The 15,543-nt window shown below is 65.3% G+C and carries 14 protein-coding genes; 7 read left to right on the top strand and 7 right to left on the bottom strand.

Annotated elements, in window-relative coordinates:
* Position 1: 1 nt before the first annotated feature.
* The 6 genes from AB4Z47_RS25920 (at position 2) to AB4Z47_RS25895 (ending at position 7,716) form a co-directional block, all read left to right on the top strand.
* Entirely contained in the window at positions 2–1,465 is a 1,464-nt protein-coding gene (locus tag AB4Z47_RS25920) for a flavin-containing monooxygenase (RefSeq protein ID WP_441954456.1), read from the top strand.
* Positions 1,465–2,376 (top strand): short-chain dehydrogenase/reductase, encoded by a 912-nt coding sequence (locus AB4Z47_RS25915; protein ID WP_441954454.1) that lies wholly within the window; start codon positions 1,465–1,467, stop codon positions 2,374–2,376. Before AB4Z47_RS25920 ends, AB4Z47_RS25915 begins: the two co-directional genes overlap by 1 nt.
* A 10-nt stretch (positions 2,377–2,386) precedes the next feature.
* Entirely contained in the window at positions 2,387–3,931 is a 1,545-nt protein-coding gene (locus tag AB4Z47_RS25910; protein ID WP_441954452.1) for an acyl-CoA synthetase, read from the top strand.
* Between the two features lie 161 nt (positions 3,932–4,092).
* The gene (locus AB4Z47_RS25905) at positions 4,093–4,590 is read left to right on the top strand and encodes a DUF7161 family protein (protein ID WP_441954450.1); all 498 of its coding nucleotides are present in this window, start codon (positions 4,093–4,095) and stop codon (positions 4,588–4,590) included.
* Between the two features lie 763 nt (positions 4,591–5,353).
* A complete protein-coding gene (locus AB4Z47_RS25900; RefSeq protein ID WP_441954448.1) occupies positions 5,354–6,556 on the top strand; it encodes an IucA/IucC family protein in 1,203 nt (400 codons plus the stop codon).
* On the top strand, positions 6,553–7,716 hold the full coding sequence (locus AB4Z47_RS25895; protein WP_441954446.1) for an alanine racemase: 1,164 nt from the start codon (positions 6,553–6,555) through the stop codon (positions 7,714–7,716). Before AB4Z47_RS25900 ends, AB4Z47_RS25895 begins: the two co-directional genes overlap by 4 nt.
* A gap of 150 nt (positions 7,717–7,866) precedes the next feature.
* Here AB4Z47_RS25895 and AB4Z47_RS25890 read toward each other — a convergent pair whose 3' ends face one another.
* From AB4Z47_RS25890 to AB4Z47_RS25860, 7 genes are read right to left on the bottom strand one after another with little or no spacing between them, the layout of a single operon-like run.
* The gene (locus tag AB4Z47_RS25890) at positions 7,867–8,610 is read right to left on the bottom strand and encodes an SDR family NAD(P)-dependent oxidoreductase (RefSeq protein ID WP_441954444.1); all 744 of its coding nucleotides are present in this window, start codon (positions 8,608–8,610) and stop codon (positions 7,867–7,869) included.
* The gene (locus tag AB4Z47_RS25885) at positions 8,597–9,784 is read right to left on the bottom strand and encodes an FAD-binding oxidoreductase (protein ID WP_441954442.1); all 1,188 of its coding nucleotides are present in this window, start codon (positions 9,782–9,784) and stop codon (positions 8,597–8,599) included. The genes AB4Z47_RS25890 and AB4Z47_RS25885 overlap by 14 nt, the downstream gene beginning before the upstream one ends.
* On the bottom strand, positions 9,781–11,289 hold the full coding sequence (locus AB4Z47_RS25880; protein ID WP_441954440.1) for a styrene monooxygenase/indole monooxygenase family protein: 1,509 nt from the start codon (positions 11,287–11,289) through the stop codon (positions 9,781–9,783). The genes AB4Z47_RS25885 and AB4Z47_RS25880 overlap by 4 nt, the downstream gene beginning before the upstream one ends.
* A 38-nt stretch (positions 11,290–11,327) precedes the next feature.
* Positions 11,328–12,233, bottom strand: coding sequence for an aminotransferase class IV (locus AB4Z47_RS25875; RefSeq protein ID WP_441954438.1), 906 nt, complete (start codon positions 12,231–12,233; stop codon positions 11,328–11,330).
* Entirely contained in the window at positions 12,230–13,282 is a 1,053-nt protein-coding gene (locus AB4Z47_RS25870; RefSeq protein ID WP_441954436.1) for a hypothetical protein, read from the bottom strand. Before AB4Z47_RS25870 ends, AB4Z47_RS25875 begins: the two co-directional genes overlap by 4 nt.
* Before the next feature lie 4 nt (positions 13,283–13,286).
* On the bottom strand, positions 13,287–13,667 hold the full coding sequence (locus AB4Z47_RS25865) for a DUF4440 domain-containing protein (protein ID WP_441954434.1): 381 nt from the start codon (positions 13,665–13,667) through the stop codon (positions 13,287–13,289).
* Positions 13,660–14,700, bottom strand: a complete 1,041-nt coding sequence (locus tag AB4Z47_RS25860; RefSeq protein ID WP_441954432.1) for a cupin domain-containing protein — start codon at positions 14,698–14,700, stop codon at positions 13,660–13,662. The genes AB4Z47_RS25865 and AB4Z47_RS25860 overlap by 8 nt, the downstream gene beginning before the upstream one ends.
* A gap of 491 nt (positions 14,701–15,191) precedes the next feature.
* On the opposite strand from AB4Z47_RS25860, the gene AB4Z47_RS25855 reads away from it, so the two are divergent.
* A complete protein-coding gene (locus tag AB4Z47_RS25855; RefSeq protein WP_441954430.1) occupies positions 15,192–15,374 on the top strand; it encodes a hypothetical protein in 183 nt (60 codons plus the stop codon).
* Positions 15,375–15,543: the final 169 nt, after the last annotated feature.

Below are 15,543 nucleotides of genomic sequence, written 5' to 3'. Positions count from 1 at the left end.
TATGGCCATCGATACCGAACATCGGCATATCGCGATTGTCGGGGCCGGGTTTGCCGGAATCGGTCTGGCGATAAAGCTTCGCGAAGCGGGGTTCGACGATCTCGTGATTCTGGAACGTGCCGACGACCTCGGCGGCACGTGGCGAGCGAACACCTATCCCGGCTGCGCGTGCGACGTTCCATCGCACTTGTACAGCTACTCCTTCGCTCCGAATCCGGACTGGTCGCGCACCTACGGCCGGCAAGAAGAGATCCTGGAGTACATCCGTTCAGTGGCGGTAACGCACGATGTGGTGCGCCACATCCGCTACAACGCCGAGATGCTCGATGCCCGGTGGGACGATGCGGAATCACGCTGGCACGTCAGCACGGTGACCGGAGATTTTACTGCGGACTTCGTGATCTCCGCGACCGGGGTTTTCAGTGAGGCGAAGTATCCATCGTTGCTCGGGTTGGAGACGTTCCAGGGCAAGGCATTTCATTCGTTGCATTGGGATCATGGCCACGATCTGACGGGGGAACGGGTCGCGGTGATCGGCACGGGCGCCTCTGCGGTGCAATTCGTGCCGGAGATCCAGCCCAAGGTCGGTGCGCTCACCCTTTTCCAGCGATCGGCGCCGTGGATCGTGCCGCGAATGGACCGCAGGACGCTCGGACTGGAACGGGAACTGCTGCGCCGACTGCCGCTGGCAGGCACGGCAATTCGGGGTGGCTTCTATACGTTGATCGAAGGCTTCGGGTTGATCGGGTTCGTGGACAAACGGTTCCGTCACCCGTACGAGCTGCTCGGCAGGTGGCAGCTTCGCCGTCAGGTCCGCGATCGGCATCTGCGCAAGGTGCTGACTCCGGATTACATGATCGGCTGTAAACGCGCGATCTTCTCCGATGCGTATCTGCCTGCTCTCGATCGAGACAATGTCGAGGTCGTCACCGACGGCATCGCCGAAGTGCGCCCGCACTCGATCGTGACACGGGCCGGCGTCGAGATTCCGGTCGACACCATCATCTACGGCACCGGATTCGAGCCCGTCTCCGAGGCTTTCGGGCGATTCACCGGGCGTGGCGGCGTCACCATCGCCGAGCTGTACGAGCAGCGTCCGCAAAGCTATCTCGGCAGTGCTCTGTCGGGTTTCCCGAACTTCTTCTTCACTTTAGGGCCCTTCGGGGCGGCCGGAAACCAATCGGCGATCTACATGATCGAGTCGCAGATTGCCTACATCGTGGACGCGTTGAAGACAATGCGAGCCGAGGGCGCGCGCCGCGTCGAGGTACGGCCGGAAGCGCAGGAGGCGTTCCTCGACGAGATGCAGGAACGAAGCCGGTCGACGGTGTGGCTCACCGGCGGATGTCATAGCTACTACCAGACACCGGACGGGCACAATGCCGGCCTGTACCCGAACTGGAGTTTCGAATACCGCCGCCGCACAAGCCGATTCGACGCTGCTTCCTATGAGGTGAGTGCCTGATGGACATAGGACAGCTCAACCCGCTCCGCTGGATCGGCGGTTCCTCATACGAGGTGCGTGGCAAGGCGGTGCTGATCACCGGCGCCGGACAGGGAATCGGCCTGGAACTGGCAAAGATCCTCTACGCACGCGGGGCTTCGGTCGCGTTGATCGACATCGACGAAGGCGCCGCCCGCACCGCGGCGCATGCACTCGGAGATCGCGCCTGCGCGATCGTTGCCGACGTCGCAGATCGTGCGTCGATGGACAAGGCGACCGCAGAGGCAGTGGCCAGGTTCGGCCGCGTCGACGTAGTAGTCGCGAACGCGGGCGTGGTTCCGCGTCCGGCGACGTTGCGAACCATGGACGGCAACGATTTCGATCGCGTCATCGGCATCAATCTCACCGGTGTGTTCAATACGGTTCATCCGGCGCTCGACCACGTCGTCGCCGCGAAAGGTCATGTGGTCGTGGTCTCGTCGGCGGCCGCTTTCGCACCCGGTATGGGTGGTTCGCCGTACATGGTCAGCAAGGCGGGCGTCGAGCAACTCGGGCGTGCGCTGCGCGTCGAACTGGCCGCGGTGGGTGCTACGGCAGGCGTCGCCTACTTCGGCGTCGTCGAAACGGCCATGACACACGAGACCCTCGACCGAGACGAGCTGGGCCGCGCACTCGGCGACCTGCTGCCCTGGCCGCTCGATGTGCGAATCACCGCCGCCGAGGCCGCCGAGACCATTGCCGACGGCATCGCTCGGCGCGCCGCGCGGACCATCGCCCCCAGTGGCTGGGAGCCGTACGCCTTATTGCGTGGAGCGGTAAACGTGGTGCTGGACAACCGACTCGCCCGCGATGCCGGAGTGCGGGCACTGGTCCGCGAGGTCGAACAGCGCCACGGTCGGGACAGCCCGGTCTTGCGCGGAGCCAGGAAATAAGGAAGTGGAAATGTATCTCACGCAAGGCCTGCATAGTGCCGTTCAGCAGAACCCGGACGGCGTCATGCTCATCTACGGAGACCGGACCAAGACCTTTCGTGAGGTCGGCGATCGTGTCGCGCGACTGGCCGGTGCGCTGCGCACACTCGGTGTCGCAGCAGGGGATCGCGTGGCGATACTGGGCTTGAACTCCGACCGGTACGGCGAATACCTGCTCGCGGTTCCGTGGGCGAACGCCGTGCTGAACCCGGTGAACATCCGCTGGAGCGTCGCCGAGATCGTCTACTCGCTGGCGGACTCCCAAACCTCGGTACTGCTCATCGACGACGCGTTCGCGCCGATACTTCCGGCCCTGAAACAGGGCTACCCCGCGTTGAAGACAGTGATCCACTACGGTGACGGCCCGACCCCCGACGGTACCCTGTCCTACGAGGAACTCATCTCCACGAACGACCCGATCGAGGACGCCCGCCGCGGCGGCGATGAACTGGCCGGCCTGTACTACACCGGCGGCACCACCGGTTTCCCCAAAGGCGTGATGCTCAGCCACGCGAACCTGATCAGCTCGACGCTCGGTGCCATCGCGAGTGGATACCTGCCCAAGCCAGGTGCACGGTGGCTGCACGCGGCCCCGATGTTCCACCTCGCGGACCTGGCCGGCTGGACGGAGCAGGTCATCCTCGGTGGCACGCACATCATCATTCCATCGTTCGAGCCGGTCGCCGTGCTGACGGCGATCTCGGCCCACAAGGCGACCGACACGCTTCTGGTTCCGGTGATGATCCAGCTCGTTGTCGACCACCCAGCGCGCACCGAGCACGACCTGACCAGCATGGAGCATGTCCTCTACGGTGCCTCGCCCATCTCCGAGGCAGTACTGGAACGCGCGATGAAGGCATTCCCTGGCGCGGGCTTCACCCAGTGCTACGGCATGACCGAGCTCGCGCCGGTGGCGACCCTGCTCGGACCGGAGGACCACGAGAAGGGCATGCTGCGTTCGGCCGGACGCGCCGCACCACACGTGGAGGTCCGCATCGTCGATGATCTCGGCAACGAGGTGCCGCGGGGCACCGTCGGCGAGATCATCGCCAGCGGCGCGAACGTCATGCTCGGCTACTGGAACCGTCCCGACGACACGGCAGCGGCGATCCGCGACGGCTGGATGCATACCGGCGACGGCGGATACATGGACGAGAACGGCTACGTTTTCGTCGTCGACCGGATCAAGGACATGATCGTCAGCGGCGGCGAGAACGTGTACTCCGCCGAGGTGGAGAACGCGATCGCGACACACCCCGCGGTCGCGTCCTGCGCGGTGGTCGGTGTGCCCGACCCGGAATGGGGTGAGCGCGTCCATGCAGTCGTCATCTGCCAACCCGGCACCGAGGTCAGCTTCGACGAGATCCGTGATCACACAAAGACTCTCATCGCCGGTTACAAAGCCCCACGCAGTCTCGAGATCGTCACCGAGTTGCCGATCTCCGGTGCGGGCAAGATCCTCAAGCGCGAACTGCGCAAGAAGTATTGGGGCGAAGATGCCCGCCAAGTGAACTGACCTCGAGCACGCCGTCGACCGGCCCGCCTCAGCGAGACAGCAGCCGATCGGCGGCCGCTCATCCGGATCGGAAGCGGCGAGTGACGAGATCGTCGAGGTCGCGGGCTCGATCGCCCGGCCGTCGATGAGATCGACCACTAGAGTCCGGGAGTGATCATCATATGAGCGAGAATCACGGCCGCACGCCGCTGCGCTACGACCAGACGGGCCTACGAGGAAGGCTCGCCCGGGTCCTCGTCGAGGAGCCCACCGATGAGATCGATTGGCCCGCCGACCTACCGGCCGGGATCGATACTGTTGTGATTGTCGACGACGAACCAAATCCGCATCACACATTGCGGGTGCACCCGCCGGACGACCCGACGCGCATAGCTTTGGTCGTGTTCGACCAGTTGGCGCTCTGCGAGGACTGGAGACAGATGGACCAGCGACGGATCGAGCTCAACCGCCGGCACAGCCGGGAGATGGGTGTGCTGTTCAGTCGGTTCCTCGATGCCCATCCGGATGTCGAATCCGAAGTTGACGGAGCACAGATGACCGCAGCCCAAGAGGCCGTATGGACTGCCTACAGTGCTGAGCTGCTTGCTCGACATCAGGCCGAGCGATCTGCCCTTGCGGCTGAGATCGAAGCCGAGCAGCGACAGCGCGACGGCCGGTAGACGGAGTTTGTTATCGAAGGCTCGATCCCGTCGTATGCGAAGGACAACGCCCGCCCGAACAACGTGTGCGGCCGGTTCCGAGGATCGTCGAACCGAACAGCACACAAGCCGGCCAGCGACGTTGTCGACCTGCGAGGGGCGGAAATGCACTAGCGTGCCGCATACCGCGCGGTTCGAAGCGGCCGAGCGGAGCAGGTCACTTGTGGTCACGACGGCAGGCCCGAGGACATGGGTTCGTGCATCCTCCGCGTTACGGCACTTCGAGGTTCGTCATTTTCGGGTGACCGTGCACGGGTTGTGGGAACCTAGCCTGATGAACGTGCCGACGGAGGCGTCCAAACGATTCGCGGAATCGAATTCCGTTGCACCGGTGGATATCCAGGTAAGTGAATCGGAGGTTCTAGGCGCTGAGGCCGCCATTTTGGCGCGTTTGTGGGGCGCTTTGACCCGTGAGCCCATTCCGGGGATCGGTCGCCGTCATCAGGTTGGTGGGATGATGCGGGTGCGACTCGACGACGGACGGTGGCTTCGCGGGCCGGCGGGGGCGGCTGCACCGCACGCTAAGGGGGTCGCAGGTCTCGCGGTGTTCGTGGGGAGAGAACGTATCGTCCGCGCCTCTGACCTTCTGCGAGGGTTGCGATTACCGGTTCCACTGGACCGAATCGCGCGGTTGGCATCCGAATTGGAGAACAGTGCGGCCAACCTGGCGTCCGCGCGGGCGGTTTCGCGGGCGTCACCGCATTGCGGGGGCGCGCTGTCGTGGGTGTCTGCACGGCGTGCTGCCGATCCCAGGTTCGACGGCTCCGCGTATCTGGAACAGACCGTGGTGGAGGGCCATCCGACTCACCCGTGCTGTCGTAGCCGAAGCGGATTCTCTGCCTCGGAGGTACGTGCGTACGCCCCGGAGCACCGTCCGATCGTCGATCTGGTCGTGGTCGAAGTTCCCGCGCCGCGTTGGCATACGGTGGGTGAGTGGCCCCGCCACCTCCGTGCAGGCGATCGGATTCTGGTGCCCATGCACCCGTGGCAGGTCGCCCGGCTCGATCTCACCGGTTACGGGCTGCGTGCTCGTGCCGTCGGCATGCCCGCACGGCCGCTGATGTCGGTGCGGACGCTCGCGCCAATTGGCGGCGAGCTCCACGTCAAGACGGCGCTCACCGCCCAATTGACCAGTGCTATAAGGAATATTACCGCCGAGAACGTCCACAACGGGCCGACCCTGAGCCGGTGGTTGTCATGCCTGGATCTGCCCGGGATGGCAGTGCTCGCCGAGCCCGCCGCGGGCGCATTGCGATCGGATGCCGGACTCAGTGCGGATATCGCTGTGCTGTTGCGACGGCCGCCGCGCACCGGGCCGGGCGAGCTGGCTATCCCGGTCGGCGCGCTCGCGGCGGTCGATCCGCGCACCGGTATGCCGGTGCTGGCCGAAGCGCTCACCCTCGGATACGCCGACAACCCCACCGCGGCTGCACAATTTGTCACTACGGTGGCAGCCTTGGCCGCTCGTTGCCTCGGGGCGGTGCTCGCCCGCTACGGGATCGCGCTGGAAGCACACGGCCAGAACCTGCTGGTTGTACTTCGGGACGGACGGCCCGTGCGCCTTATCTACCGCGATCTCGGCGGCATCCGGGTCGATACGGCAGTGGCCGCCCGCAGCGGCGTACCCCGGACGCAGGGGTCCGTGCGATCTTCCGATCCGGACGAAACGCGTGCGACGTTGCTGTCAGCGTTCGTCAGCGGCACACTGGCCACACTCATCACAGCTTGCGAGGACTGCGGGTTCGCATCGGATCGGCTGTGGGCCGCAGCGGCCGAGGTTCTGCGCAACACCTGGCCCGCAGGCCCAGAACACCAGGCGCTTTTCGCCGACATGCTCCCGACGAAGGCGACCACAGCCATGCGACTGGCAGCGGACCCGGACGAATTCCTGTGGTGCAGCGTACGAAACCCGCTCGCGGATATATGAGCACTCTTCCATCTCGCGTCGTGCGGGAACTGCGCTCACTCGACCACCCGGTGTGTGCGTATGTCTATGACACCGCACGGCTGCGGCACCGGGTCGCCGAGATCCGTGCCGCCCTGCCTGCCGGTGCAGAGCTGTACTACGCCGTCAAGGCCAACAGCCACCCGGCCGTGCTCGAGTCGCTGGCGCCGGTGACCGACGGCATGGACATCGCTTCCGGGGGTGAAATTCGCAAGGCCGCTGCAGCGGGGGCCCATCGGCTGGTGTTCTCCGGTCCCGGAAAGACCGATGCCGAACTCGCCGCCGCGGTCGCGGCCGGGGCGACGATAAACGTCGAGAGCCGACTCGAACTGCTGCGCCTCGCCGAACGAACGAACCCGAACACCGGGGACCCGGTGCCGATCACGCTGCGCGTCAATCGCGCCGGCCCGCCACCACTCGGTACTCATCACATGACCGGCGCCCCTACGGCTTTCGGGATCGATGAGGAGTTGCTGCCGCAGGTGGTTGCCACCGTGCGGCAACTGCGCGGCATCCGACTCATCGGATTCCATCTGCATGCGGTCAGCAACAACCTCGACGCCGCAGCGCATGCGGAATTCGTCGCCGCGGCGCTGGATTGGTCGAACGTCACTGCCACCCGCCTCGGGATCGATCTGGGGGTGGTGAACGTCGGCGGCGGCATGGGTATCGACTATCCCGGCGGCGCCGACCTGGACCTGTCCGAGTTCGCCGCCCGGGTGCCACCGTTGCCACCCGGTATCCGTGTGCTGTTCGAGCTCGGACGCATGATCGCCGCCGATGCGGGATGGTATGCCGCCGAGGTACTCGACCTCAAACGCACCCACGGTCACTGGTACGCGATACTGCGTGGCGGAACACACCATTTCCGGCTCCCCGCAGCCTGGGGATACAGCCATCCGTTCACTGTGCTTCCGGTCCAGGAGTGGTCGTACCCATTCGCCAGGCCGGGTGTCATCGACGACATCATCACCGTCGCGGGCGAATTGTGCACGCCCAGAGACATTCTGGCTCGCGACGCCTACGTTCGCCGGCTGCGAGTGGGTGACATTCTCGTCTTCCCGCGCGCCGGCGCGTACGCCTGGGAGATCTCGCACCACGACTTCCTCAGCCATGATAAGCCGGACATGATCGTGTTCTAGGATCACGCCGCACCAGACGGCAGGCCAACCCGCAGCCTGCAGGATGGACTCACCATCTCGACCATCCACACATAGCCGATGAGCGTGCAGAACCTGTCTACTAAGTCGTTCGGAGTGGTTGTGGAGTTGGTCAGCCAACGGCTCGGGCGCTCACTGTAGGCCGCCGTCCACGTCGATGACTTGTCCGGTGATCCATCCTGCGTCGTCGGAGGCGAGGAATGCGACGACCGTGGCGATGTCGCGGGGCTGTCCGACACGGCCGAGCGCGGTGACGGAGACCAGTGCCGCACGTTCCGGCGGGGTGAGGTTGCCGGCCAACTGCGCGGTGTCGACGATTCCGGGCGCGATGGCGTTGACCGTGATCCGGCGTGGACCGAATTCGGCTGCTTGACAACGGGCTGCGGCCTCGATGGCGGCCTTGGTTGCGGCGTAGACCGAGCTGGTCGCGGCGATGCGCCTGGCTAGTCCGGAGGAAATGTAGACGATGCGGCCGCCGTCGCTCAGATGTTTCGACGCCGCGACAGTGGTGAGCAGCCCACCGCGGAGATTGATGTCGAGGTGCTCGGCAAGATAGTCCTCGTCGATATCTTCGGTGCGCCGTCGGCGATAGACCCCCGCGTTGTTGACCAGAATGTCGAGCTTGCCTCTGTGTGCCACCGCGCTGTCGACAAGATGTCGGCGCTGCTCGGCTTCCCGCAGATCGGCTTGGACGAGATGCGCGTGGCCGCCGTTGTTTTCGATCGACGCCGCGACCACTTCGGCCTCGGCCCGGAACTGTTCGTTCTGGTAGTTGAGGATTACRGTCGCGCCGTGGGCGGCCAATTCCACCGCGGTAGCCGCCCCGATACCACGCGAGGCGCCGGTCACGACCGCCGTCTTGTCATCGAGTTTCATCGTCGGCCTCCGGGGCGATATTGCGGTTGAACCGGAACATGTTGGTCGGGTCGTATTTCCAGCCGTTGATCACGAGGAACGAAAACTGGGCATCGCGTCCACGAAATGCTGTGGCATCGTCCGGTATTCGGCCGACAGCACCGCCGAGATGCTCCACGAAGACCTGTGTGAAGGGCGCACTGATGCTTCGGCAGTGTGCCAGGATCGCATCGGCGGCGGCGTCGCTGAACTCGGACAAATAATGAGCGCGCAGATGGTATCGGGCGCCGAGCGGAGTACTGGCGTCGTGCACCGCCTGAAGCTCGTCGATTCCCATCTCCCGGACCGAGTCGTGCGTCGGCTGCCCCAGAGCCTCCAAGGGAGTCAGAGCTGCTGCTGCTGTGGCCGCCGGGCCGTTGAAGCACAGGCCGATTCCGACGCTGTGTGTTCCATCCGGGCTGCCGTTGTAGTAGAAGTGTGTGACCAGTTCGTCAGCGGCGCCGGCGGTGATCCGCCGATACACGTCGAGCACATCGCGGGCCTTGGCCGCGGGATAGAGCTTGACTCCGGCGACAACCCGGCTCACCGGGTGCAGGCGCAGCGTCAGCGAGGTGATAGCTCCGAAATTCGCCCCTGCCCCACGCATGGCCCAGAAGAGGTCGGGATTGCTGCCCGCGTCGACGGTTCGCAGCTGCCCGTCGGCGGTGACCACTTCCAACGCCTGGATGTTGTCGCAGGCCGTTCCGAAACTACGCATCAGCCAACCGAGTCCGCCGTGTAGCGCGAACCCGGCGACTCCGACTGTAGCCACGGATGCGCCGGTGGTGGCCAGTCCGTGGCGGGCAGCCGCTGCGACCAGGCTGCCCCAGCGCACCCCTGCTTGGACTCGGGCGAGGCGTCGGATGGGATCGATCTCGATGCCATCCAACGCCAGGGTGGACGCGACCAACGCGCCATCGGGCATGGACCTGGCCGCGATGTCGTGGCCGGCTCCGGCAACGGCGAGCGGAATGTCTTCGCTCGCGGCGTGTTCGACGAGGCGCTGGATATCCGACACGTCGGCGCATCTGGCGATCAGGGCGGGGCGGCGGTCCAGCCCTTTCCATATCTGCCGAGCCTGGTCGTAGCCGGGATGCGCAGGCTCGATGATCTCCCCGCCAAAGGAGGCGGGGAGCTGTGCCGGACGGACTGTCATGGCAACTCCGAAGGTGTGGGGGAGCGGTGGTGCACCACGGCCACCCAGCGGTCGGGCTGATCGCGGCGCCAGAGAGTCGAGCAGTGCTGTGCGCCTTGTCGGTATGTCACCAGCAGCGTGTCATCGGCCGGTCTCAGCACGGAAAAGCCGGCCGGTCGATCAGGGCTGCAGGTCGGCTCGACAGCCTTCTGCCAGCTGTCTCGGGAATGGCAGCCGTCCTCGGTGACCAGAATTCCGTCGGACGCGACGAGCGGATGCAGGGCGCGGATGTCATTGCCGGCGAGCGCGTCCAGCAGCAGTCGCTCCCGATCGACGACCGTGTGGTCTGGAGCCTCGGCGCTGAGATCGGAAGTGACCCGGCGCATAAAGGCCGTCGCTCGCCGCGGAGTCGCCACGGAATTCCACATGGCTTTCGGAGCGTCGAAGTTGTCCAGGTACGCGTCGGCGAGGTCTTGGCTCTTCTCGGCCGCTCGAAGCAGGGCGACGACATGGTCCGGCGGCGGGCCGAGCGCGGATGCCGTCCACTCGGTGACATCCGCGGCCAGATTCCACAATGTCGATTCCCATGCGCGGCAAAAACGCTCGTCGAATACGGGGTCGGCGAGGATGGCTTGCCCGAGTTCCCACGCCGCGGCAGCGGCGAGGTTGCCCCCTTGGCCGGTGACCGGGTCGTTGAGTACCGCTGCGTCGCCGACAGCGACGGCATAGGTGTTCGGGCCCAACCGAGCCCACGGTCTGCGCACGGTGGGGGTGATCGAACCTTGCAGCAGGTCCAGAGGGCGGGTGAGGGCAAACCGACGAAAATCTATGCGGCCCAGTATCTCCGAGTCTATGTCGCGCAGCAGTTCCAGCACGATTCGCGCGCATGCGTCCGGGTCGTCGTAATACCGGTCGCGCAATCGGGACGCCCACGGTCCGTCCGGGACGGCCTCGAAAGTTATGCCCGCTACTCGTCCGGTCACGGAATGGACCGGGGTCTGGAAGATCTCGCCCGCGTCGGGGACGATCTCGAGGTGCATTCCCATCGGCTCGGTGTGCGCCACCCCGTGGAACAACCCGGCGAGCAGAATCCGGCCCGGGTGCTCGGCGGAGCGGGACTCGACGCGGGGGAACAGGGCTTCGACGCTTCCGCCGCCTGCGGCCACCACCATCAGGTCGTGGTCGTCTCCGTACCGGGCGACGGCGTCGGCCACGTCCGTCGTCGCGACGACAGCGCCGCCACGGTCACGGTAGTCGGCCACCAACTGCGGCAGGTAGATCCGGAAGTCGACGAAGCTGGCCTCGTGGGTCAGGTGCCCACAGAACGCAATCGGGGGATCGGTGTGTACCCGTACATGCGCGCAGCTCATGCCGAAGTCGGTGAAGTCCCAGTGGTCGACGCCGAGCGCACGCTCGCGGGCCCTGGTCCGGCCGAACCGGCATACGTTGTTGGGCAACCGGCCGGCGCGGATCTGTTCAGGAGTCTTGTCGGCGTAGAGGGTCGTCCGGATGCCCTGCTGCTGCAAAAACAGCGCCAGATGCAGCGCCGATATCCCTGTGCCGACTATGCCGATGGTACGCGTGGCCTCTCCTTTTCCCGGTGGGCGATGACGAGGCGGGAGTACGCGTCCGCCAGGTTCTGGGTGATCGGACGGTGGTCGAGGTATTCGGTGTCCAGGAAACGTCCGACGGGTTGCACCCCGACCGCGGTTCCGGTGAGGAACACTTCGTCGGCTGCGGAGACGTCTTCCAGCGCCAGGCGGGTCACCCGCGTCGGGATGCCGGCGTGCCCGGCCAGTTCGAGGACGGTCTGCCGCGTGATGCCGTTCAGGAAAGTGTCTGGCACCGGCGTGGCCAGCTCGCCGTCGCGGACGACGAAAATGTTCGAGCCGGTCGCCTCGGCGATCCTGCCATGATGGTCGAGCAGCACCGCGTCGTCGAAACCGTGCTGCTTCGCCTCAACCAGTGCCAGCGATCCGACGAGGTAGTTGGCGGAGGTTTTCGCCCCGACCGGCGCCATGCTCGGGGCAGGCCTGGCCCATCGGGACAGGCCAAGTCGCAGCGGTCGCCGGGGCGCGTGCGCTTGCTGCGGCCAGCGCAGCACCGCGATGGCGAGATGAACGGTGGTTCCGGTCGGATCGATGCCGATCACCTCGTCCCCCCGCCAGGCGACCGGCCGGATATAGGCGTCGGAGTAACCGGCGGCTGTCACGGTCTCGTCGATGGCGGCGGCGATCTGTGCCGCGCTCCACGGCAAGGACATTCCGATCATGGCGGAGGAAGCGCACAACCGATCCACGTGTGCCGCTGCCGCGAACGGCTTGCCGTCGTATGCCCGAATACCTTCGAACACGCAGGCAGCATTGTGCAGGCCGAGGCTCAGCACCGGCAGATTCGCCTGGTCGGGTGGCACGTGCCTGCCGTCCAACCACACCGCGCCGACCCGTCCGGCGGTGACGAGCCCACTCATGCGATCACCTTGCTGTGTTCGTGTTCCGCTATTTCGGCGCGTTTTGGCAGCATCACGTTTCTGCCGCCGTCCCGGCGATCGGCGGCCTTCGCCAGCGCGGCCAGTGCCTTGTCGATCGACGAGCGCGCCGCGACCTGCAGCGCGCCGAAATCCACTGGCCGGGTGTCGTCGACCGGCGCGATGTGGTTGCTGACGACATGGAATCGGTTCGCGCCCAGGTTGAGCTTCGCCAGTTGGGCGCCGCGGCCGAGGTTGAACCGGTGGATGTCGCGGGCCAGCCCCCACCGGTAGATCCGGTACAGCGCAACGGCATACAGGTTCTGAGACCTGGCCACCGCGGTGTGGTCTATGCCTTGCACCAGGACTTCCAACGTCTTCGACTCCGGATAGTGCATCGCAAGCACGGCCTGCACCAGTGCGCCGTCGGATTGTCGGCGGTGCAGGAACACGCACACCCGCTCCCGCAGAGCAGATATCGCGATGTCACGCAGGATGGAGAGGGAGAAATGATTGCGGGAGTGCCCGTACTTCGTAAGATTCAGCTGGTGCAGTCGGTCGAAGGCCACCAGGGTTTCGTCATCGACCTGCGCTCCGGTCGCGACCTCCCACTCGAAATGCTCGTCGGCTCGGCGGACCAGCCGGCTCAGCTCCCGCAACCGTGATCCCCCGAGCAACCGTCGCAAGTCGCGATCGAGGCTGTCGCGCACGACGAACTCGGCCTCCACGAACCAAGGCAACTCCACGAAGCCGCGAGGAGCCGACAGGTCGGCGCCAGCACGCCGCACCACCGGATACAGCAGCCACTGTGCTCCGCCTATCGCGCCTTCGTGCCGGTGCGCATCCAGTTCGGCCGCTGTCGGAGCAGATGAGTGCGGTCGGTAGAAGTAGTCGTCGGCGACGAGCGCCAGGTCTCGGGCTGTCGGGGTTTCCACGCCGAGCGCGTCGACCACGGCACGCCAGTGCATGATCTTTCCCAGCGGCACGATGGGTACGCGGGTCTCATAGAGCCGACAGAATGCCTGCCGCCAGAAGTGCGTCTCGCTGGGCACGGCGTTACCGGGTCGATCGCGTCGGTGTTTCGTGGTGGAAGATCGCTTGCCAGCCACCGTCCCCGAGCCGCCACACGCTGCTGCAGTAGACGACTTCCGGCAGCGGTGCGCCGTTGAACTCGCCCCATTGCCGCAGCCGGTACGTCAGCGCGGTGACCTTCGGCCCCGCGGGCACCACCCGTATCTCATCGGCCTCGAAACCGGCTTCCTGGGCAAGTGCGTCGATACCGTCGATGAGTTCGCGTTGGCTGACCAAGCCCATCGTGGCATCGAATCCGTAACCATCCGGGTGCATCAGCTCAGCCATGACGGCCTTGTCCCTACCGAACACGGCGGCCAGGACTCTGCGCTCGCGCTCTTCGAATAGCGCGTGATCGCTAGACATGGTTTGCGGGTGCGGTCCGCCGCGCGCATTCTGCGATGCGGTCGGACAGCAGGTGCATCATCTTCCAGCCTTTCGTCAGCACCTCTGCCACCTCGGCCGGTGTCCAGTCCCGGCGCTGCGCCAGAGCCCGGTACCCCATCTCGAGATGCTCCGCGTCTGCGCTGTCGTGCAGCTGGAAATAGCGGCTTGCCGAAAACGACGACAGCCCTGCGGCATGGAACACCAATCCGCTGCCCTCGAGCACCAGATGCGACAGGACCGTGCGCTCCACGGTGGACGAGGATGCCATGCGATCCACGAACCAGGACGAGGCGGCGGCGATCACCGGATCCCACTGCGCCGGTCTGTTGTCGCGGATCTCGGCCAGTAGCACGTTGTGCCCGAGCTCCTCGGCGAGATGCTCGTCGGCAAGTGGACGCGCGGAACTGTCGTTCTCCCCGACGACCCGCGCGGCGATCACGCGCTGAAATGCGTCCGACCATCCCTGAAGGTGGTCCAACAGCCCGCTGCGTACCTCGGGCGGTTGCGCATCGATGTCGCCGATCAGCCGGACCAGGGCGTTGTTCCGATATTCGTGCAGGTACCGGTCGTTTTCCGCGCGGATCGCCGCGACGTCGGGACGGTCGTCGACGAAGGCGACGCGCGGGGTGTCCGGATTCTCGTACAGGCCGTCGCCCTCGAACTGGATCGACAAAGCCCAGAAACCTGACGGCGCGGCGCCCACGAATCCATGCTTCGAGCCCGGCGGAACCACGACGATGTCACCGGATCGGATGTCTCGGGTGATGTCGCCGATGGCCCGTCCGTTCCCTTCCGCGACGATGATCATGCTTTTTGTGGGGTGCTCGTGCACCGACAGTTCTTCGCCCGGCAACAGTCGCACCCAGCTCAGCGAGAGCCGAGCCAGCTCGGGCACGAAATCCTTCAGCGTTGGGTTCTGATGAAAGTCTTTGAGCAGGCCTATGTTGTGGACAGCCTCATCCACTACCACCGAAGTGATTTCGGTCAACGAGTCGCGCTCTATCACTTGCATGACATTTCCTCAGTTCCGGTACTGCCGTACCGCATCGAAGTACGGCACGGCACATCGTAAACCGGCTTGCTGCTTTTGTCCTTATTAGCTCGCTGACCTGCTGAAATGCAAGTAGCTGCGGCCGCGGCTCATCGTCATGTCGACGTCCTCCCCGTCCAGTTTCGCGATGGCCCGCCGCGTGGTATTGCCCCAGGAACGTGGTTGCGGGCGCAGCTGGCCGGAGCAACTGCGGCAAGGTGGCGTCGGGGCGGGAATTGCTTGATCGGGCCGAGTCGGGAGAGGGGTCGGGTCGCCGAGGGGGTGCACCTCCAGCGGGCGCAGGTGCGCGCAAAGTTCGGCAAATGGTGCCCGCCGCACGGCAATACGCTGATCGACCGCTACCCGGAGTCGACCAAGGTCTGCGGCAAAGTCATCGCCGGACCGATTCTGCGCGAACGACGCGTACAACCCCGGGCTGCGCCGTACCCTGATTCTCCAGGAGGAAGAGCAGGGTGACCAAGCCGACACCGACCATCGCCGCCCGCCAACGACCAGGCCATCTCCCCCACTTCGGCAAGCACGCCTGGCGAAATACGCAACCCTGGAACTCATTGGCCGACATCGACGACGCGGTCGTCGACGTCCACCCCTGCATGCCGCGTGACGACCGGTTCGGTGCGGGTATCTCGTATTGAGATATCCGCTTACCCTCAGTTATCCAGATGGCGATAGGTGTCAAACTCTCAAATACCTTCTTGTACTTGAAGTTTCGACATTCGTTGCTACACTAAACATCGTGCGCAGTCTTGTTTGAGTTAATCAGCGGCAACGCTTGTTTCGGGTTTGCCCACGGCCATGGGCCCC

The sequence above is a fragment of the Nocardia sp. 2TAF39 genome (genome assembly GCF_052114905.1).
Lineage (GTDB): Bacteria > Actinomycetota > Actinomycetes > Mycobacteriales > Mycobacteriaceae > Nocardia.
Note: the sequence above shows the minus strand (reverse complement) of the source record. Positions and strands in the feature narration are given on the sequence as shown.